This window comes from Streptomyces sp. NPDC030165 (assembly GCF_055573595.1).
In genome coordinates this window covers 215,821-234,201 of sequence record NZ_JBVIBD010000015.1, presented here as the reverse complement: position 1 = coordinate 234,201, position 18,381 = coordinate 215,821, and the positions used below count along the sequence as shown (strand labels likewise).

Genomic DNA, 18,381 nt, shown 5'->3' with positions numbered 1-18,381 from the left:
CGCTCACGGGCCGGGAGTCCGGCCCGTCAGAGCTGTTCCGGGCGGCGTTCGGTCAGCTTGTACTTCTGCGCGATCGGGTTCCACAGCTTCGCCGCCTGCTGTTTGGCCTTCGTGGCCCGCCCACTGTCCGCGTTGCCCTGGGCGGGCTCCTTGCCGCCGCGGGCCTTGCCCTTGTGGCAGCCGTTCTTGCCCTTGACCTGACCGGCCCAGGCCGCGTAGTGGTTGTCGGCCGAGGCGGAGGACTTCCACGCCTCGTTGAGCGCCGCGGTCAGCTCGCCGCTGCCGGGCAGCTTGTCGACGGGGAGCTTGGCCAGGCGGCTGACGAGGTCGTTGCGCTGTGCCGCGGCGTCCCGCAGGTCCTTGGCCGCGGCGTCGAGGTTGTCGCACGACTTGATGCTCTTGACCGCGCCGATCACGGCGGAACGGCTGTTGTTGCTGTCCGCCAGGAGCGCGTCCAGGTCCTTGGCCTGCGCGGCCGCCGGGTCGGCTGACGGCGACGGCTGCTGCTTGGCGTCCGTGCCGCCCGCGCCGTCCTTCGCCGCGCCGGACGCGCCGCCGGACTCCTGCTTCTTGGGGCCGTCGTCACCGCCCCCGCTGAGCGCCCAGCCGACACCGAGACCGGCGCCCGCCAGGGCGACCACGGCCACACCGATGATCACGGCGGGCGCGAGGCGACGACGCCGGCCGCCGCCGTCCGGCTCGTAGTCCGAGTGCGGCGCGTAGTGGTCGTACTGCTGCCGGCCGGAGGGCTGCCGGCTGAAGGACTGCCGGCCGTACGGGCCCTGAGGCGGCTGGTCCGCGTCGTCGAAGCGGGGCAGCTGTGCGGTGGCGTCCGGCACGCCGCCCGGTACTCCGGACGGGGCGGCACCGCCCGGTCCGGAGCGGAACAGGCCCTCGAACTCGGCGGGGGTCGCGCGTTCGCCGGGGGCGCCGGGGGCTGCGGGCGCTCCGGAACCTCCGGGCCGTACGCCGAAGGGTGCGCCGGGGGGCGGCGTGGGACCTCCGGCGCCTATCGGCGGTATGAACTGGGTGGCCTCGGAGTCGGCACCGGGCGGCGCGGGCTGACCGGACGGCGCGGGCTGAGCGGGCTGTGCAGATGGTGCGGGCTGTGCCGCGCCGGGCTGCGGGCCGTTCGGCTTGATCGCACGCAGCGTGCGGGTGGACTCACCGGGCGACTCGGGACGTGCGCCCGCGGGGCCGCCGGCCTGCGGCGGAAGCGGCGCGGCACCGGGCATCGGGCCGGGCTGCCCGCCCTGGGCGCCCGCTCCCGTCCGGCCCTGCTGGGCGCCGATGGGGCGCAGCAGGGCCGTGGATTCCGGGTCGCCGGCGGCGGGCGGCATCGGCGCACCGGCCTGCGGCGTCGCGCGGACGAGCTGGCCGTGCGACGTCTGCTCACCGGACTGCGGGTCGAACGGGGATATCAGTGCGGTCGCTTCCATGTCCGGGGAAGGGGCCTGCCCCGGCTGCGCAGGATTCTGCTGAGGCTGCGTCTGCTGAGGCTGCATCTGCGAGGGCTGCGTCTGCGGGGGCAGAGGCATGGCGGGCGGAGGCTGTTGCTGCTGGAGCGGCGGTTGCGGCTGCTGGGCGGGCGGTTGCTGGGCGAAGGGCTCCTGGCCATACGGCTGCTGCTGGGCGTACGGCGCTTGCTGCTGGCCGTACGCCTGCTGCCCCTGCCCGAACGGCTGCTGCCCGGGGGCCTGCTGCTGGTACTGCGGCGCCTGCCGGCCGTAAGGCTGGCCGGGCACCTGCTGCCCACCGTACGACTGCCCCTGGGCCGACTGCCCCTGGACGGGCTGCCCCTGGGCCGGTTGTCCCTGAACCGGCTGTCCCGGAAGCGGTTGTCCCGGAAGCGGTTGTCCCGGAAGCGGTTGTCCCTGGCCCGGCGCCCCCTGGGCCGGCGCCCCCTGGGCCGGCTGTCCCTGAACCGGCTGCTCGCCCGGTGCCTGCTGCTGCTCGGGGCCCCAGGGCTGCCCCCAGGGCTGGCCCGCGGGTGGTGCGGCCTGCCGGCCGGGGACCCACGGATCACCGTGAGCGGGCAGCACAACGCCCTCTCGCGCGGGCTCGCCCGCAGGATTGTGCGGGTCGTTGCCCTGTCCGCTCTGCGTCACCGGGACTCCTACGATCTGCTGACTTACGGAAGCGTCGGCTCACGCTACCGGGTCGCAGTCGCGTTCGACCATGTCCCCTGGTCACCACCCACCCGAAGCGCCCCACAAGGGGCTTCCAGGCCCTTCTGAGGGCCTTCTGGGGTACGGAGGAACCGCCGGGCGGGCCCTGCGCGGCCCGCCCGGCGGGAAAGGACGAGGCGGCCCGGGCGCCGACCAGCCCTCCCCCGGCTGCCGCGGGCCGCGAATCCGCTACGCGGCTGCCCGCAATTCCAGCCGGGCACCGAACTCCCGCACCACCGGCTCGTCCCGGTACGGCTCCAGCCGCAGCTGGAAGTCCTCCAGGTACTCCGCGCCCCGGTTGGACCGCAGCCCGCTCAGCAACTCGACGGCCTGGGTGCCCGTGTGGCACGCCTGCTCGATCTCGCGCTGCTGGACCTGTGCGCTGGCCAGCAGCACCAGCCCGATGGCGCGGCGTCGTGCCCGCCCTTCGGGATGCCCGTCCACCGCTTCCTGCGCACGCTGGCGGGCCGCGCCCGCCTGCCCCAGGTCGCGGTGGCAGTGCGCGAGTTCGTCGGCCAGGTAGGCCTCGTCGAAGTGGGAGATCCACACCGGGTCGTCGCCGGTGCCGGAGGAGCCGACGGCGCGTTCCATGGCGCCCACGGCCCGGCCCGCCACGACCTGGAAGGCCCGCGCGTCCCCCATCAGGGCGTGCCCGCGCGCCTCCGCCGCGAAGAACATCGCCTCCGCGCGCGGCGTGACATGCCCGCGCGCCCCTTCCTGCGCGGCCTTCGCGAGCTGCGCGATCTCCCGCGGGTTGCCGAGCGAGGCGGCGAGGTGGCTCATGCTGGCGGCCAGCACGTACCCCCCGTACCCGCGGTCGCCGGCCGCCTGCGCCAGCCGCAGCGCCTGGATGTAGTAGCGCTGCGCCAGTCCCGGCTGGCCGGTGTCGACGGCCATGTAGCCGCCCAGTTCGGTCAGCCGGGCGACCGCCGCGAACAGTTCGCGGCCGACCGATTCCCGGTACGAGCCGGCCAGCAGCCCGGAGACGACGCTGTTGAGGTAGTGGACGACGACCGGCCGGACGTGGCCGCTGCCGTAGCGGTGGTCCAGTTCGCCCAGGGCCGTGGTCATGGCCCGTACGGCTTCGACGTCCGAGATGCCCACCCGCGCACCGGCGCTCCGCGCGACCTGCGGGTCGGCGCTGGTGATGAGCCAGTCACGGCTCGGCTCGACCAGAGCGGAGGCGGCCACGGTGGAACCGCTGAGGAAGTCGCGCCGGCCGACGTCGCTGCGCCACAGCTCACAGACCTGTTCGATGGCGCCGAGGACGGTGGGCGAGAACTGCAGGCCCACACCGGACGCGAGGTTCTTGCCGTCGGCCATCCCGATCTCGTCGATGGTGACCGTACGCCCGAGTTTGCGGCCCAGCGCCTCCGCGATGATGGCGGGGGCCCGGCCGCGTGGCTGCTGGCCGCGCAGCCAGCGGGCGACGGAGGTCTTGTCGTAGCGCAGGTCGAGGCCGTGTTCGGCGCCGCACATGTTGACGCGGCGGGCGAGTCCGGCGTTGGAACAGGCGGCTTCCTGGATGAGCGCCTGCAGCCGTTCGTTCGGCTGCCGCGCGACGAGTGGCCTGGCGGCCATGCTGCACCCCCTGATTACTGCTGCGCGTTCACCAGCGAACGCCGTACCCGTGGACCAATTCCCCGCGCATATGCCGGATATCCGGGATATCTCGGATGTGCGTCATGTCCGCCGAAGCCTTGACATTCCCCGGCCGAAGCGGTCGGACCGGCCGGCCGGCGGATCGCTCCGCCGGATTGCGGTGTCCGGTAGGCCCTGCCGCTCCGGTTCCGCGTACTGCCTGACGGGCCCGGTTCATGCTGCTCCGGTCTTCGGTCCGCGTCCTTCGGTCTGCGGTCTCCTCAGGTCCGCGGGCTCCTCGGGACTGTGGAGTCCTCAGGCCCGCGCACTCGGGATTCCGGCCTCCGACTTCGGACTTCGGACGTTCGGTGGGACGGTGTTCCGGGAAATCGGCCGAACCGGGGTACGCCGTGCGGTACCCGCGTCCTGCTCGCGGCGCCCGCCGCACCGTACGGGTCCGGCGTTCGCTCCGGGGTCCGTCTCGGCTGTGCCGCGGCCTGCCGCCGGGCGGCCTCTCCGCCCGTCACGCAGGTGGCTACCCGTTCTTCCGGCGCTCCCCCGCACGCGCCCCCGGCCATGCATCCATGCGCCCCACGTGCGGGAACGATGCGCCGGGGTGGTGCACGTGTCGGCCGTAACCCTTGGTGACAGGGAAAGTTGTCCAGCACGTGGAAGACACCATCGGAGTCACAGGAGCCTCTCAGGTCCCCGAGCAGCGTGGCGAGCTGTTGATCGAAACTGCGGTGCGTTACGCGGAAGAGCGGCATTGGGACGTCTTGCCCGGCGCATGGCTGGAGGACGAGGGCGAAGTGCCGCGCTGCTCGTGCGGCGCGGCCGACTGCGCCGCGCCCGGCGCGCACCCCACGGTCCCCGGCTGGGCCGGCCACGCCACGGGCAGCGCGACGGCCGCCCGCCGCCTGTGGAGCAGGAATCCGCGCGCCTCGATCCTGTTGCCGACGGGCCGTACGTTCGAGGCACTCGACGTGCCCGAGACGGCGGGCTGCCTGGCGCTGGCCCGGATGGAGCGGATGGACCTGCCGCTCGGGCCGGTGACCCGTACCCCGGGCCGCCGGATGCTCTTCTTCGTCCTGCCCGGTGCCTCGGTCAAGGTGCCTGACCTGGTACGGCATCTGGGCTGGCCGCCCGCGACGCTGGACCTGATCGCGCGCGGCGAGGGCGACTACGTCGCCGCGCCGCCGACGCGCGTGGGGGCGCACGGGGCGGTGCAGTGGGTGCGCGAGCCCACCGCCGCCAACCGGTGGCTGCCGGACGCGGACGAACTGATCAGCCCCCTGGCGTACGCCTGCGGGCGGGAGGCCGCGGCGGCACGCGGGCGGTGAGGGCGGGGCGGCGGAGGCGTACGGGGCACGTCTGCCGCGCCGTCGCCCTGCTCCCGTACCCCGTGCGTGTGCGCCGGGCGCGTACCGCACCGTGCACGCCCCCTCCCCACACCACGCTCTCCCTTTTCCCGCTCCTTGCGCCCGGCCGTGCGGCCGCACCGGCCCTGTCGCACACCCGCCCGTATCGTGGGATGAACGGACAGGGGCATGACCAGCCCCTGCGGGGACGTGGAGGGCAGAACCGGTGGCCAACGAACCGGAACAGATCGACCAGTCGGCGGGCACGGCCACACCACCGGACGGCCCGTCCGTCCGGACGGACGGCACGGTTCCGCCCGCCGTGCACGTCCAGGGGCTGTGGAAGAAGTACGGCGAGCAGGTCGCCGTGGCGGGGATCGACCTGACACTGCCCGCGGGCCGGTTCATCGGCCTGGTCGGCCCGAACGGCGCGGGCAAGACCACCACCCTGTCGATGGTGACCGGCCTGCTGCGCCCGGACGCCGGGCAGGTGGAGATCGGCGGCCACGACGTGTGGCACGACCCGGTCGCGGTGAAGTCCCGTATCGGCGTACTGCCCGAAGGACTGCGCCTGTTCGAGCGGCTGTCCGGACGCGAACTCCTGGCCTACATCGGGCGGCTGCGGGGGCTGCCCGGCGCGGAGGTCGACAAGCGCGCCGACCAGCTGCTGGAGGTCCTGGACCTGTCCGGCGCGCAGAACAAGCTCGTGGTCGACTACTCGACCGGTATGCGCAAGAAGATCGGGCTGGCGGCGGCGCTGCTGCACAACCCGGAGGTGCTCTTCCTGGACGAGCCGTTCGAGGGCGTCGACCCGGTGTCCGCGCAGACCATCCGCGGCGTACTGGAGCGCTACACCTCCTCCGGAGCCACCGTCGTCTTCTCCAGCCACGTGATGGAGCTGGTGGAGTCGCTGTGCGACTGGGTGGCGGTGATGGCCGGCGGGCGCATCAGGGCGGACGGCCCGCTCGCCGAGGTACGCTGCGACGCGCCGTCCCTGCAGGACGCCTTCCTCGAACTGGTCGGCGCCAACGGCCGCGCGGCCGGGCAGGACCTGGACTGGCTGGGCGGCGGGGGCGCCCGGTGACCGCCTCCGCCACCTCCACGACACCCACCGGCACGCCGCCCGGCGCCCCGCAGGCGGCCTCGGGCGCGTCACTGACCCCGGTCTTCATCCGCCTCAAGCTGTCCCTGCTGCGCAACGGCCTGCGCCAGTCGTCCGGCCGGACCTTCGCCTACGTGGCGTCGCTCGTGGTGTCCCTGCTGTGTGCGGCGGGCGTCCTGCTCGGTCTGATCGCCCTGCGGGACGTCGACCACGCGGGCGCTCTGGGCGTCCTGCTCGCCGCCGTGCTGACGCTGGGCTGGGCTGCGATGCCGCTGTTCTTCCCGTCGGGGGACGAGACCCTCGACCCGACCCGGCTGGTCATGCTGCCACTGCGGCCCCGGCCGCTCATCGTGTCGCTGCTGGTCACGTCGCTGGTCGGGATCGGCCCCGTCTTCACCCTGGCGCTGGCCGTCGGCTCGGTGATCATGATGGCGCACAGCGCGGGCGCCGCGGCCGTCGGCGTGCTCGCCGTCGTCCTGGTCGTCCTGGTGTGCGTGGCCCTGGCGCGGGCCGTGGCCACCGCCAACGTACGGCTGCTGACCAGCCGCCGGGGCCGCGACCTCGCCGTACTGAGCGGCCTGTTCGTCGCGATCGGCGCACAGGGCGTGAACGTCGGCGCGCAGAAACTGTTCGGCTCCGGCGCCGGGCTGTCCGCCCTGGAGCCCACGTCCGACATCCTGCGCTGGGTGCCGCCCGCCTCGGCCATGGACGCCGTCCGCGCGGCGAGCGAGGGCGCGTACGGGCGTGCCGTCCTGGGCCTGGCGCTGGCCGCGGTGGCGCTCGGCCTGCTGCTGTGGTGGTGGCGGCGCACCCTGACCACGGTGATGACCTCGCCCGACTCCTCCACCCTCCAGGCCGTCGAACAGGACAGCGCGCGCAAGCAGCGCTCCTCGGGCGGCGGTCTGCAGCGGCTGCTGCCGGAGAGCCGTACGGGCACCGTCATCCTGCGGATGATGCGCTACGCCTGGCGCGACCCGAAGTCCAAGATGTCGTGGGCCATGGCGTTCGGTGTGGGCCTGCTCGTCCCGGTGGTTTCCGCCCTCCAGGGCGGCGGCAGCATCTACACGGCGTTCTCGGCGCCGGCCCTGCTGGGCATGCAGATGTACAACCAGTTCGGGCAGGACACCTCGGCGTTCTGGATGGTCGCCTCGACGATCTCCACGCCCCGCGACGCCTACCTGGAACTGCGCGCCCGTGGGCTGGGCCTGGCCCTGGTCGGTGTGCCGTTCGTGACGCTGGTCGTGATCGGCGCGGCCGCCTTCCTCGGCCCGTGGTCCGCGTTCTTCGACGTCTACGGACTGTCGCTGGCCCTGCTCGGCGCCCTGGTGGCGACCGGTGCGGTGACCTCGGCGCTGTTCCCGTACTCGATCCCGGCGGAGAGCAACAAGAACATCGCCCCGGGCCAGGGTGCCATCGCCTGGTTCAGCCTGTTCGGCGGGATGCTGGTGAGCGGTGTGCTGGCCGCACCGGTGGTCGCGCTGATGGTCTGGCTGCACGTGGCGGGCCTGAACAGCCTGCTGTGGCTGCTGCTGCCGGTGGGAGCGGCGTACGGGGTCGGTATCGCGCTCCTGGGGATGCGGGTGGCGGCCCCCCGGGTGGCGCGGCGGCTGCCGGAGATCCTGGGGGCGGTCAGCAAGGGGTGAGACGTGGTCGGGGCATGGTTGGGGGCGTGACTGAGGTGCGGCTGAGCCGCGGCTGGGACGTCGTCACGGCCTCGGCGACTTGACCTCAAGTCAACTTCAGGTCGGAGGGTGTGGGTGATCGGCCGGCCACCGGGGCCGGCCGCCGTCACGGGGAGCCTCCGCCATGCCCACGCCACCAACGCCAGTGCCGTCAACGCCTGCACAACTCCGGGCAACCCGTGCGGATTCGCAACCTTCCCGCACGGGCGGCCGGGCCCGGGCCATGGACCACGGCGTCATGGCGATGGCCTTCGTCATCGTCCTCGGCTCGCTGATGACGGTCCTCGACACCACCGTCGTCAACGTCGCCCTCAACCGCCTCTCCGCGGACTTCCACGCGCCGCTGGCAGCCATCCAGTGGGTGGCCACCGGCTACACGCTCGCCCTGGCCACCGTCATCCCCGTCACCGCGTGGGCCGTCGGCCGCTTCGGCACCAAACGCCTCTACATGCTCGCGATCGCCCTGTTCGCCCTCGGTTCGGCGCTCGCCGGGCTCGCCTGGAACATCGAGTCCCTGATCGCCTTCCGAGTGCTGCAGGGCCTGGCGGGCGGCATGGTCCAGCCGGTCGGCATGACGATCCTCCTCCAGGCGTCCGATCCGGCCCGCCGGGGACGGATGATGAGCGTCCTCGGCATCCCCGTACTGGTCGGTCCCCTGATCGGCCCGGTGCTCGGCGGCTACCTGGTCGACGAGGTCTCCTGGCGCTGGATCTTCCTGATCAACATCCCCGTCGGAGTCCTGGCGTTCGTCCTGGCCGGCCGCGTCTTCCGGCGCGACATCCCGGCACGCGGCCCCCGCCTGGACATCCCCGGCCTGCTGACGCTCTCCCCCGGCCTGGCCATCCTCATCTACGGCCTGAGCAGCGGCGCGGAACAGCGTTCCTTCACCACCGCCGGCGCCCTGGTGCCCACACTGGCGGGCGCCGCGCTGATCGCCGCTTTCGTCGTACGGGCGCTGACCGCCGAGTCCCCGCTGATCGACCTCCGGCTGCTGCGCCGCCGCCCGTTCGGCCCGGCCGCCGCCACCCTCGCCCTGTTCGTCTGCGGCTACTTCGGCTCGATGCTGCTGATGCCGCTGTACTACCAGGTGGTGCGGGGCCAGAGCGCGACCGGCGCCGGGCTGCTGGGCATCCCGCAGGTCCTGGCGACCGGGATCACCATGCAGTTCGCGGGCCGCCTGGTCGACAGGGTCCCGGCGGGCAGACTCGTCCCGGCCGGCGTGGCCCTGGCCGCGGTCGGCTTCCTGACCTTCACCACGCAGGTCGCGGCGGACACCCCGTACTGGGTGCTCGCGGGCGCGCTCGCCGTGATGGGCGTCGGAGTCGGTACGACGATGATGCCGACGATGGCCACCGCCACCCGCGGCATCGACCACGCCCGTCTCCCGGTCGCCTCGACGACGCTGAGCATCATCCCGCAGCTCGCCGGCTCGGTGGGCGCCGCCTTGATGTCCGTCCTGCTCGCGAACGCCATGAGCAGCCGGATTCCGGCCTCGCACGGCGAAGGCGGCGGCCTCGAATCCGTCCACGGCCTGCCCGCCGACGCGGTGCGCGCTCTCGCTCCCCGTCTCGCCGACGCCTTCCAGCACACCTACGTCTGGGCAGTGGCCCTGGTGGCCCTGGCACTCGTCCCGGCCCTGCTGCTCCCCCGCCGCCAACACCCGCTCGGGTGACGGACATCCGGCGCCGCCGAAGGTTGTCCACAGGCTTCCCCACGCCGAGAAACCGGCCGGTACCGTCATGACACACGGCGACGAAGTGATCGCCTGGCTGACACAGACATCGACGAATCCGCCGGCAGAACCGGCGAACGGGGGTGGGAAAGCATGTGGCTGACCCAAAGCACGCCGGCAGAGCGACCACAGCCGAGCAAACGCCCACTGCGCACCGCAGCAACACTCGCCACGACAACACCAATCCTCACGCTACTCACCACCACCCCCACGCAAGCAATACCCCTGACCTCCACCTTCACCTCTGCCTCGACCTCCCTCTCCCCTTCCCTCCCCCGCCTCCTACTCCTCGTCGCCGGACCGCTCCTGCTCATAGCGGCCGTCGGTCTCCTGCTCCGGCGCCGCTCGCGACTGCGGGACTTCGCCCAGCCGTTGTCGATCCCCCGGCAGGTCTTCACCGCCGTGTACCGCGCCGACGAGGCCGGGATACGGGAGCGTGCCACCGAGGAAGTCGCACGTCTGACCGGCCATGTACGGACCGCCAGGGCCGCACCGGCTGCCTCGGAGCGAGCCCGCGAGGCCTGTACCACGGCCGACACCCTGCTGAAGAAGTCCCGAGGAGTCCCCGACCTGGCAGGCGTATTCGCCCTCCTGCACGAAGGCTACGCAGCCCTCGACCGGTCCACGGGCCCGCTCCCCCTGTGCTTCTTCCACCCGCTGCACGGCCCCGCGATCCGGCGCATACCGTGGCGCCCGCCGGTGAACGACGAACGCTTCCAGGCGGGCGTGGCTGCCTGCGCGACCTGCATACGAGCCGTCCGGGCGCACCGTGAGCCGGACACGCTCACCGACCACCTCACGGGCCGCCCCGTCCCGTACTTCGAAGTCCCACCCGAGCACAGCACGTGGTCAGCCACCGGCTACGGCTCCCTTCCGACCGACGACTCCCTGACCACACAAGTCCAACGCGACCTCAACCCCACACCATGAACCCAAACCACCACACCCACCACCACCTAAGACACCGCTGGGGCGAACTACCCACATGGGCGCGGTGGGTCGCCGCGACATACGCGATCGGCTTCGCCCAAGGAACCTGCGCCCACCTCATCGACCTGATGCGCGACGGCATCCACGCCTACGCGGTCTTCCCCCAGGTACCGCTACAGGTGTTCTTCACCAGCCTGGTGATCCTCGACCCGCTGACCGCCTTCCTGGTGATACGCCTGCGCCGTTCCGGGGCCTGGCTGGCATGCGGCGTAATGATCGCCGACGCCACCGCGAACTGGGTCGGCAACTGGCAGTGGATACAGGCCAACCCGGCAGCCCTGATCCGCCCCGTCGGCCTGCTCCCCCTCACCCTCTTCGCCCTGTACGTCCTCGTCACCTGCTTCCCACTACAACGCGCAATGACCCGAACCCGACAGTCGAACAGCCGAACAACCCACACGGAGGAGCCCACATACAGCCACGGATCAACGCCGGCGAATCATAGGCGGCCTACCGATCACCTTTAAGCACAGTCCAGTTGACCGGCCAGTTCGGCCAGGTCATCGGCATACAGATCGAACCGGTCGGAGGAGGTGGGCGGGTCGCCGACGGGGCGGGCGACGCAGGCGGTGCGACATTGCTCGCGTTCGATGTGCTGCTGCCACAACACCAAGAGCTGCTCAACTTTGGAATCTTCGAGTGAGGGGGCGAATGCACGAATGCCGCCACGGATACCGGCCGGCTTCGTCGACGAGCGTGCCGAGCACGTCGAACACGACGGCGTCGATCTCTGACTGGAGCATGGGCGATGTCTCCTGGAGGAGGCAGAGGCGCAAGAAGTGACTGTCAGGCGGAACGCATCGGAATGCCACTCTGATTCCCGGACATCACGGCCGGCACCGCCGGTACGGCAACCACATCAACCCGGTCAGCTAACGGGCCGTCAGCCCTCAACGCACGCCGGGCGTGCCAATGGGGGCCGCTGATCCCGAGTGGGCTGCCGGAGCCATGAGGGGGACCGGACCCTGAGGGCGAAACCGCTCGCCCGGGTCGCGGCGCCGTCTCGGCCGGGGAGTGCGGTGTCGTCTCGCCCGGGACGCGGTGTCGTCACGCTCGGGAGTGCGGTGTCGCGTCCCGCCCAGGTGCGCGGTGTTGACTCACCGGGGCACGGTGGTTCGGCTTCGATCACGCCTGTGAGCTCGAACTCCGCCACGCCTGCGGGCCTCGTAGGTCTCGGGGGGGGCGGGAGGGGGTGGGAGGGGGGCGGGGGCGGGGGGAAGGTAGAGATGCGCGTTGAGAGTGGCGGCCCGGAGGGGGTGGGCCCGTGCACCGCCCCGGGGCAAGTCCACAACGACGGCGCCGGAGGGCATGCTCGTGATGGACGTGAGCGGCAGCGGACCGGGGAGCCGAGGAACGCAGCCGCCAGGTCTGCGCGCGGGGGATGCACGCACGGACGACGTGCACACGGACGATGTGCACACGGACGATGTACGCACGGTCGATGACCGCGATGAGGTGCGGCTTTCGGTGTCTGCATCGTACGTACAGCGAAGGGAAGCCGGAGACGCATGGCCGGGCGGGCCGGCCATGGTCCGGGCCGGCCATGGTCCAGGTGGGCCGGGGGCTCAGTTGTCGGTCAGGGTGTGGGTGAGGAGGGGGAGGAGGCGGTCCCAGTGGCGCTGTAGGCCGGAGGGGCTGAAGGCTTCGGTGTCGGACATGGTGAAGCCGTGGACGGTGTCGGGGTAGACCTCGGTGGTGTAGGTGACACCTGCGGCGTCCAGGGCCTGGTGGAACTCGCTGAGGGCCTCGGGTGTCATGTCGCCCTCGGCGAGGCCGAGGTGGAGCTGGGCGGTCAGCTTGGAGACCTGACGGTGGGGGCTGTCGGGTGCGTCGGTGACCAGGGCGCCGGGGTGGAATCCGGCGACGGCGGCCACCTGGCCGGGGTGGGCCGCCGCGGTGCGCACCGCCAGGACGGCGCCCAGGCAGTAGCCGATGGCGGCGACGGGTCCGGTGCTGGCCTCGGGCTGGGCGGTGAGGAAGGAGAGGTAGGCCTCGGCGTCGTGCAGGACGCGTTCGGTGGTGTGCGCCTCGACCAGGGGCATCACCTCGGCGAAGATCGCTGGCCGGGCCTCTTCCCCGATGAGTTCGGGGAGTTCGAACACCGGGGCGGGGCGGGTCCGGTAGTAGATGTTGGGTACGAGCACGTAGTACCCGTGCTCGGCCAGTTCGCGGGCCATTTCCTTCAGTACGGGCCGCACGCCGAAGGCGTCCGGGTACAGCAGCACTCCCGGGTGCTGCTCGCCGCCGTCGGGGAAGGCGGCGAAAGCGTCGGCCTGGCCGTCCGCGGTGGGAATCCGAAGAGCCTTGGTGGGCAAGTTCTTCCTTCCTTGGAGTTCACTCGAACAACGTTTGTCGCACTAACGTTTTCGGACGAGTGAACGTACATCGTTAGATTGACTAACGCAATGGGTAGGATCTGCGCCATGATCAGAGCCGAGGCCGCGGACCTGCCCGACGACGGCGCGCTCCGGACGCCCGACCGGCTGCGTCGGCGGGCGAGCCGGCTGCTGTCGCAGCTGACCGTGCGGTCGGACCGGCTGATCTGCGAGGGGCTGGCCCAGGTCGACGCCCGCAAGTGGCACTACGCCGTACTCGCCTCATTGCAGGATCACGGGCCGGGCAGCCAGGCGGCACTGAGCGGGCGGACCGGCATCTACCGCAGTGACATGGTCGGCGTGCTCAACGAACTGGCCGAGCGCGGCCTCGTCGAGCGGGCGCCGGACCCCGAGGACCGGCGCCGCAACGTCATCACGATCTCCGCCCAAGGCCGTCGCCACCTGCGTCGCCTCGACAAGGTCCTGGACGATCTCCACGACGAACTCCTCGCGCCGCTGAGCCCGGCCGAACGCGACCAGTTCGTGCAGGTGCTCACCCGCTTGCTGGACCACCACACCCGAACGCCCCGACTGGGCTGAGTGGTTCGGGTTCGGGAGAGACATGGCGTCGGCACACGTCGTGCCCCGGCCGAGACCGACCAGCCCCCCCGCCCCAGCCCCCATCCGCTCAGCTGGTGGGGCGTGAAGCCGGTGTGAAGGGCTGGGCCAGGGCGGCCCGTTCTTCCTCGGGGGTGTAGCCGAAGGGGAGCGATGGCCCGCCGCGGGCGCGGTCCCAGGCCAGGACGTCGGCCGCCGTCACCTCCAGCGGTGTCGCGGGCAGGCCCGCCTGGCGGGCGCGTGCCGCGCTGCGTTGCTGGGTCGTCCAGTCGGGGCGTACGAGCGGGAACATCTCCGGTGCGCCCTCGGGAGAGACCGGCACGATCTCGACCTGGGTGCCTGCCGCTCGCGCGCAGGTCTCGATCAGTTCGCCGAGGGTCGTCGGCTCGGCCGGGCCCACGGCGTGGAAGGCACCCGGGCGGTCGTCGGTGAGCAGCCGCACCACCAGGCGGGCCAGATCGCGGGAGTCGATGACCTGCACCGGCTGGGCGGGGTCGGCCGGCAGCGCCACCCGGCCGCCGCGTGCGGCGCGGCGGACCCAGTACGTGAAGGTGTCCATCGCGTCGTGCGGCCCGGCCACCTTCCCCGGCCGGACGATCGTCGCCCGCGCGCCGTACCGGGCGAGCACATCGTCCTCACAGGCCACCTTGAGCGGGCCGTACGTGGCTTCGCTCAGCTCCTCGGTGTCGCGTACGGGTGGGCGGCGCGGGGTGTTCTCGTCACTGCCCGGGGCCACGCCCGTGCGGGCATAAACCGCGTGGCTGGAGATGAACAGGTAGCGTCCGATCCGGTCGCCCAGGGCGTCCATCGCCTGTCCGACGTGCCGCGGGACGTAGCCGCTGACGTCGACGACCGCGTCCCAACCGCCGTCGCGCAGGGCGGCGTAATGGCCGGTGTCGCGGTCGCCGATGAGCCGGGTCAGGCCGGGGAACAGGTCCGGGTTGGTGCGGCCCCGGCCGAACAAGGTCACCTCGACGCCGGTACGCAGGGCGTCCTCGACGATCGCGCGGCCCACGAAGGACGTACCGCCAAGTACAAGAAGGCGCATGGTCGGCGACACTATCGGCGTCCCGCCGGGCTCGGCAGGCAATTCGGGGTGGGAGGGGCGGCGGTCAGGCCGGGAGGACGGATTCGAGGAAAGGGCCCAGGGCGCCTCGCCACTCCTCGGGGGCTTCCCAGGGGAGCCAGTGCCCGGCGTCCGGTATCTCGGCGTAGACGCCGTGCGGGAGGACGCGGACCATCTCCTGGGCTTCAGCGCGGCCCAGTTCGCCGTCCAGGCCGCGGACCACGAGTGCGGGGCACTGCACCTGGGCGAGCTCCTCCCAGTGCGCGTCATGGACCCAGGTCTCGCGGGCGGTGAGCATCTGGTGGCGGGAGAAGACCGGGCGCCAGCCGTCCGCACGTTCGGCCATGATCTCGGTGAAGAACTCGCCGCGGGCCGGCTTGGACCGCTCCAGGGTCGGGTCGTCCTCACCGAACCACTTGCGTACGTCCGCGAGGGTGGCGAACGGGACCGGCCAGGAGCGGAACCAGTCCGTCCACTCCTGCTGCGAGGCCGCACCCAGGGCGGAGGCCCGCATGTCGCAGATGACCAGCGCGCTGACGAGGTCGGGCCGGCGGGCGGCCACCTGCCAGGCCGTCAGGGCGCCCATGGAGTGACCGATCAGAACGGCGGGCGCCAGGCCGAGCTGCTCGATGGCGGCGATGCCGTCGGCGACGTACGCCTCGCGGTCGTACGGGCCGTCCTGGGGTTTCTCGCTGCGGCCGTGGCCGCGCTGGTCCAGGCCGACGGGGCGGCACCGGGAGCCGAGCCAGCGGGCGGTCTCGGCCCAGTGCGACGCGCGTCCCATGAGGCCGTGCAGGAGCAGTACGCCGGGCCCGCGATCCCCTTCCTCCCCGGCCCGGCCGGTCTTCGGCGGGTCGGTGAACTCCCAGGCGGCGAGCCGGACGCCGCCGGTCCCCGTCACGTCGATACGCCGCACCATGGGCCCTGGCACCCCCATTCGGTCCTTGAGCAGCCCCACACTATCGAACCTCTATTCGAGTAAGTCGTTTCTGCGCCCAATAACCCTCGTTCGGGTGACCACACCCAAGGATTGCCGGTCCCCGCCGAGGGGAGACACGTAGCGGGAGGCGGGCCCCACCGGGAAGGGGGCCCACGGGGAGAGACCCTGAGAGCTCGGGGCTCCGGGTCTGGGCGGGGGACATGGGGAGGCGGGGCCCCGGCTGCTCGCAGCGCCGGGGCCCTGGTCGTTTCCGGGGCCACGATCGCCGCGCCGCCATCGAGGGCAGTTGAGGGCCGAGCCGCAGCGCCTGGGAACGCCGTCACTTTCAAAGTCACGGTCGCCGGGCCGCCGTCGGCAGGCATTGAGGGCCGAGCCGCGTCGCCCGGGAACGCCGTCACTTTCAAAGTCACGGTCGCCGGGCCGCCGTCGGCAGGCATTGAGGGCCGAGCCGCGTCGCCCGGGAACGCCGACGCTTCCGCGACCGGGCCGACGGCCGCTGTACGGGGAGGGCGGCCACGCGCACCCGCCGTCCGCGCAACTTCCCGAAGTCGCCCTGCGCGTACGCGTCCGCAACCGCATCCGCTTCTTCGCGCGCCGCGCGACCGGGGGCGGCGTCCCGGCGTGGGGGTGGGGTCGCGGCGGAGTGCTCCTCACCCGAGCCCCCTCCCCGACCCAGGGCCGCGGCGGCAGGTGTGGTCCTGCCCTGTCCGTCGTCGGCCGCCTCGCCCCAGGTCTCCGGCGCCACACGTCATGAGCCCGCTGTCGTCGCGTGCGCGTACGCCCGCCGGGGCCCGTACGGCATCGCCGCGCGGCCCTCGGCAAGCCGTCGCGCACACGCTCAGCGCCAGCGTGACATGCCACCGGCCGCCGCGCTCGCGTTCCGCCAACTCCGCCGGTTGGTACAGCGGTTGAGCACTGCGCCGGGGCGGCCGTCGCGCCAGGTCAGCCGGGCGGAGCGGGGCGGAGGCAGGTCAGCGCTTGGCCACGAAAACGTGCGCGGCGATCTCGGAGTCCAGCTCCGCCGCCTCGCCGCTGCTGCCGATGAGGACGCCCGTGGACGACTCGGTCACGCTGACCACCGCGCCCGGCTGCACACCGGCCCGCCGCAGCGTGTACATGAGCTGGGCGTCCGCCTGGATGGGCTCGCCGATCCGGCGCACCACGACCGTCTTGCCGTCCGCGCCGGCCTCCAGGTCCATCAGGCTCACCATGCCGGCGTCCAGGAACGGGTCGGCCTCGGCCTTCTCGCCCAACTCCTCCAGGCCCGGGATGGGGTTGCCGTACGGCGACTCCGTCGGATGCCGCAGCAGCTCCACGACGCGGCGCTCGACCGCCTCGCTCATCACGTGCTCCCAGCGGCACGCCTCGGCGTGCACCTGCTCCCACTCCAGCCCGATGACGTCGACGAGCAGACACTCGGCGAGCCGGTGCTTGCGCATGACGCGGGTCGCCAGCCGGCGGCCCTCCTCGGTCATCTCCAGGTGGCGGTCGCCCGCGACCGTGAGCAGGCCGTCCCGCTCCATGCGCGCCACGGTCTGGCTGACCGTCGGGCCGCTCTGTTCGAGCCGCTCGGCGATCCGGGCGCGCATCGGGACCACACCTTCCTCTTCCAGCTCAAGGATGGTGCGGAGATACATCTCCGTGGTGTCGATCAGTCCGGACATGCGTGCCCCTTGATGTGTCGTGCGGTGGCCCTGACCTCAATTCTGACGCATCCCACTGACAACGGTTCCGCGTCCGCTCCGGCCGGCCCCTCCCGGAGCCCCGGTACGGCGGTGCCCGCCCTGCGGCGGGACGGCAACCGGGCGACGCCGGGGCGGCCGGAAGGTCTCCGTCCGGCCGCGCGCGGTGGCGTACACCGTATTGACAGGGCACTGGTCCAGACCGCAACGTGATCCGCGCCACGGCTGTCCCCGGCAGGACCGCCACCGTCCCGTACCGGTGCGTGCCGCCGTCGGCCGGCCCATACTGCCGGGCGCGTCAGAACGTAGGACAAATGTACGAGGACCAACGTACAAGACCGATGAGTACCGACGAGAGGGGCCCCGCGGCGATGGGCGAGAGCAACCGGTTGGCCGGGCAGTACTTCGACGCCGCGATCGGCCTGCTGCGCCGGGTGCGCGACGAGGAGGACGAGCGGATCGGCGCCGCCGGGACACTCATCGCCGACACCGTCGAGGCCGGCGGCCGCGTCTTCACCTTCGGCGCCGGGCACTCCTCCCTCCCCGCGCAGGACACCGTCTACCGGGCCGGCGGCCTCGCCGTCATGAACCTGCTGACCGTCCCGGGCGTCGTCGGCGTCGACGTACGGCCCGCCACGCTCGGCAGCGCGCTGGAGCGGGTGGACGGGCTCGCTGGAGCCGTCCTGGACACCAGCCCGCTGGAGGCCGGTGACGTGCTGATCGTCATCTCCCTGTCCGGGCGCAACTCGCTGCCGGTGGAGATGGCCATGAACGCGCGGGCGCTCGGCCTCAAGGTCATCGGGCTGACGTCGGTGGCGTACGCGGAGGAGACCAGGTCACGGCACGTCTCCGGCACGTATCTGCGGGACCACTGTGACATCGTGCTGGACAGCAAGATCCCGGTGGGCGACGCCGAGTTGACGCTGCCGGGCATCGAGGCGCCGTTCGCCCCGGCCTCGACGGTCGTCACCAGCGCGATCATGCAGTCCGTCGTCGCGACCGCCGCGGGCGTGCTGGCCGACCGCGGCATCGACCCGCCGCTGCTGCGCTCCGGGAACGTGGACGGCGGCCACGACTGGAACGGCCGGGTGATGCGGGAGTACGCGGACCGGATCTACTACCGGCAGTAGCGGACGGGGCCCGGCAG

16 protein-coding genes are annotated in these 18,381 nt (G+C 72.4%); 10 read left to right on the top strand and 6 right to left on the bottom strand.

Translation table 11 applies throughout. From position 1 onward, the window contains the following. Positions 1-26: 26 nt before the first annotated feature. Positions 27-1,439 (bottom strand): DNA polymerase III subunit gamma/tau domain-containing protein, encoded by a 1,413-nt coding sequence (locus ACZ4Z1_RS27170; RefSeq protein WP_468489230.1) that lies wholly within the window; start codon positions 1,437-1,439, stop codon positions 27-29. A gap of 114 nt (positions 1,440-1,553) precedes the next feature. Between ACZ4Z1_RS27170 and ACZ4Z1_RS27165 the strand changes: the two genes are divergently transcribed. Then, positions 1,554-2,237 carry a hypothetical protein gene (locus ACZ4Z1_RS27165; protein ID WP_468489229.1) on the top strand — a complete coding sequence of 228 codons (684 nt, stop codon included), beginning with the start codon at positions 1,554-1,556 and terminating at the stop codon, positions 2,235-2,237. 120 nt (positions 2,238-2,357) lie between these two features. On the opposite strand, the gene ACZ4Z1_RS27160 is transcribed toward ACZ4Z1_RS27165, so the two are convergent. Continuing rightward, on the bottom strand, positions 2,358-3,749 hold the full coding sequence (locus tag ACZ4Z1_RS27160) for a transcriptional regulator (RefSeq protein ID WP_468489228.1): 1,392 nt from the start codon (positions 3,747-3,749) through the stop codon (positions 2,358-2,360). 668 nt (positions 3,750-4,417) lie between these two features. Here ACZ4Z1_RS27160 and ACZ4Z1_RS27155 point away from each other — a divergent pair. From ACZ4Z1_RS27155 to ACZ4Z1_RS27125, 7 genes are all read left to right on the top strand, one after another. After that, a complete protein-coding gene (locus ACZ4Z1_RS27155) occupies positions 4,418-5,089 on the top strand; it encodes a bifunctional DNA primase/polymerase (RefSeq protein ID WP_468489227.1) in 672 nt (223 codons plus the stop codon). 244 nt (positions 5,090-5,333) lie between these two features. Then, positions 5,334-6,191, top strand: a complete 858-nt coding sequence (locus ACZ4Z1_RS27150; RefSeq protein ID WP_468489226.1) for an ABC transporter ATP-binding protein — start codon at positions 5,334-5,336, stop codon at positions 6,189-6,191. After that, complete coding sequence (locus tag ACZ4Z1_RS27145; RefSeq protein ID WP_468489225.1) at positions 6,188-7,852, top strand: transporter; 1,665 nt, start codon at positions 6,188-6,190, stop codon at positions 7,850-7,852. The genes ACZ4Z1_RS27150 and ACZ4Z1_RS27145 overlap by 4 nt, the downstream gene beginning before the upstream one ends. 277 nt (positions 7,853-8,129) lie before the next feature. Beyond that, the gene (locus ACZ4Z1_RS27140; protein WP_468489224.1) at positions 8,130-9,563 is read left to right on the top strand and encodes a DHA2 family efflux MFS transporter permease subunit; all 1,434 of its coding nucleotides are present in this window, start codon (positions 8,130-8,132) and stop codon (positions 9,561-9,563) included. Positions 9,564-9,716: 153 nt separating this feature from the next. Further along, a complete protein-coding gene (locus ACZ4Z1_RS27135; protein ID WP_468489223.1) occupies positions 9,717-10,553 on the top strand; it encodes a hypothetical protein in 837 nt (278 codons plus the stop codon). Continuing rightward, entirely contained in the window at positions 10,550-11,080 is a 531-nt protein-coding gene (locus ACZ4Z1_RS27130; protein WP_468489222.1) for a hypothetical protein, read from the top strand. The genes ACZ4Z1_RS27135 and ACZ4Z1_RS27130 overlap by 4 nt, the downstream gene beginning before the upstream one ends. An 11-nt stretch (positions 11,081-11,091) precedes the next feature. Then, positions 11,092-11,256: a hypothetical protein gene (locus ACZ4Z1_RS27125; protein WP_468489221.1), complete on the top strand. Its 165-nt coding sequence runs from the start codon at positions 11,092-11,094 to the stop codon at positions 11,254-11,256. A 922-nt stretch (positions 11,257-12,178) separates the two neighbouring features. Here ACZ4Z1_RS27125 and ACZ4Z1_RS27120 read toward each other — a convergent pair. Further along, complete coding sequence (locus ACZ4Z1_RS27120) at positions 12,179-12,928, bottom strand: dienelactone hydrolase family protein (protein ID WP_468489220.1); 750 nt, start codon at positions 12,926-12,928, stop codon at positions 12,179-12,181. Between the two features lie 108 nt (positions 12,929-13,036). Between ACZ4Z1_RS27120 and ACZ4Z1_RS27115 the strand changes: the two genes are divergently transcribed. Continuing rightward, a complete protein-coding gene (locus tag ACZ4Z1_RS27115; protein WP_468489219.1) occupies positions 13,037-13,528 on the top strand; it encodes a MarR family winged helix-turn-helix transcriptional regulator in 492 nt (163 codons plus the stop codon). Positions 13,529-13,616: 88 nt separating this feature from the next. Here the strand turns inward: ACZ4Z1_RS27115 and ACZ4Z1_RS27110 are convergent, their stop codons facing one another. The 3 genes from ACZ4Z1_RS27110 to ACZ4Z1_RS27100 form a co-directional block, all read right to left on the bottom strand. Then, a complete protein-coding gene (locus ACZ4Z1_RS27110) occupies positions 13,617-14,594 on the bottom strand; it encodes an NAD-dependent epimerase/dehydratase family protein (RefSeq protein ID WP_468489218.1) in 978 nt (325 codons plus the stop codon). Between the two features lie 64 nt (positions 14,595-14,658). Further along, positions 14,659-15,531, bottom strand: coding sequence for an alpha/beta fold hydrolase (locus ACZ4Z1_RS27105; protein ID WP_468489217.1), 873 nt, complete (start codon positions 15,529-15,531; stop codon positions 14,659-14,661). 992 nt (positions 15,532-16,523) lie between these two features. After that, positions 16,524-17,216, bottom strand: a complete 693-nt coding sequence (locus ACZ4Z1_RS27100; RefSeq protein WP_468489216.1) for a metal-dependent transcriptional regulator — start codon at positions 17,214-17,216, stop codon at positions 16,524-16,526. A gap of 389 nt (positions 17,217-17,605) precedes the next feature. Between ACZ4Z1_RS27100 and ACZ4Z1_RS27095 the strand changes: the two genes are divergently transcribed. Beyond that, entirely contained in the window at positions 17,606-18,364 is a 759-nt protein-coding gene (locus ACZ4Z1_RS27095; protein WP_468489269.1) for an SIS domain-containing protein, read from the top strand. Positions 18,365-18,381: the final 17 nt, after the last annotated feature.

Bases quoted from the DNA above. Each gene is read 5' to 3' on its own strand.
- ACZ4Z1_RS27110 (WP_468489218.1), bottom strand. From the start codon at position 14,594: ATGCGCCTTCTTGTACTTGGCGGTACGTCCTTCGTGGGCCGCGCGATC.
- ACZ4Z1_RS27130 (WP_468489222.1), top strand. From the start codon at position 10,550: ATGAACCCAAACCACCACACCCACCACCACCTAAGACACCGCTGGGGC.
- ACZ4Z1_RS27095 (WP_468489269.1), top strand. From the start codon at position 17,606: ATGGGCGAGAGCAACCGGTTGGCCGGGCAGTACTTCGACGCCGCGATC.
- ACZ4Z1_RS27105 (WP_468489217.1), bottom strand. From the start codon at position 15,531: ATGGTGCGGCGTATCGACGTGACGGGGACCGGCGGCGTCCGGCTCGCC.
- ACZ4Z1_RS27140 (WP_468489224.1), top strand. From the start codon at position 8,130: ATGGCGATGGCCTTCGTCATCGTCCTCGGCTCGCTGATGACGGTCCTC.
- ACZ4Z1_RS27115 (WP_468489219.1), top strand. From the start codon at position 13,037: ATGATCAGAGCCGAGGCCGCGGACCTGCCCGACGACGGCGCGCTCCGG.
- ACZ4Z1_RS27170 (WP_468489230.1), bottom strand. From the start codon at position 1,439: ATGGAAGCGACCGCACTGATATCCCCGTTCGACCCGCAGTCCGGTGAG.
- ACZ4Z1_RS27135 (WP_468489223.1), top strand. From the start codon at position 9,717: ATGTGGCTGACCCAAAGCACGCCGGCAGAGCGACCACAGCCGAGCAAA.
- ACZ4Z1_RS27100 (WP_468489216.1), bottom strand. From the start codon at position 17,216: ATGTCCGGACTGATCGACACCACGGAGATGTATCTCCGCACCATCCTT.
- ACZ4Z1_RS27160 (WP_468489228.1), bottom strand. From the start codon at position 3,749: ATGGCCGCCAGGCCACTCGTCGCGCGGCAGCCGAACGAACGGCTGCAG.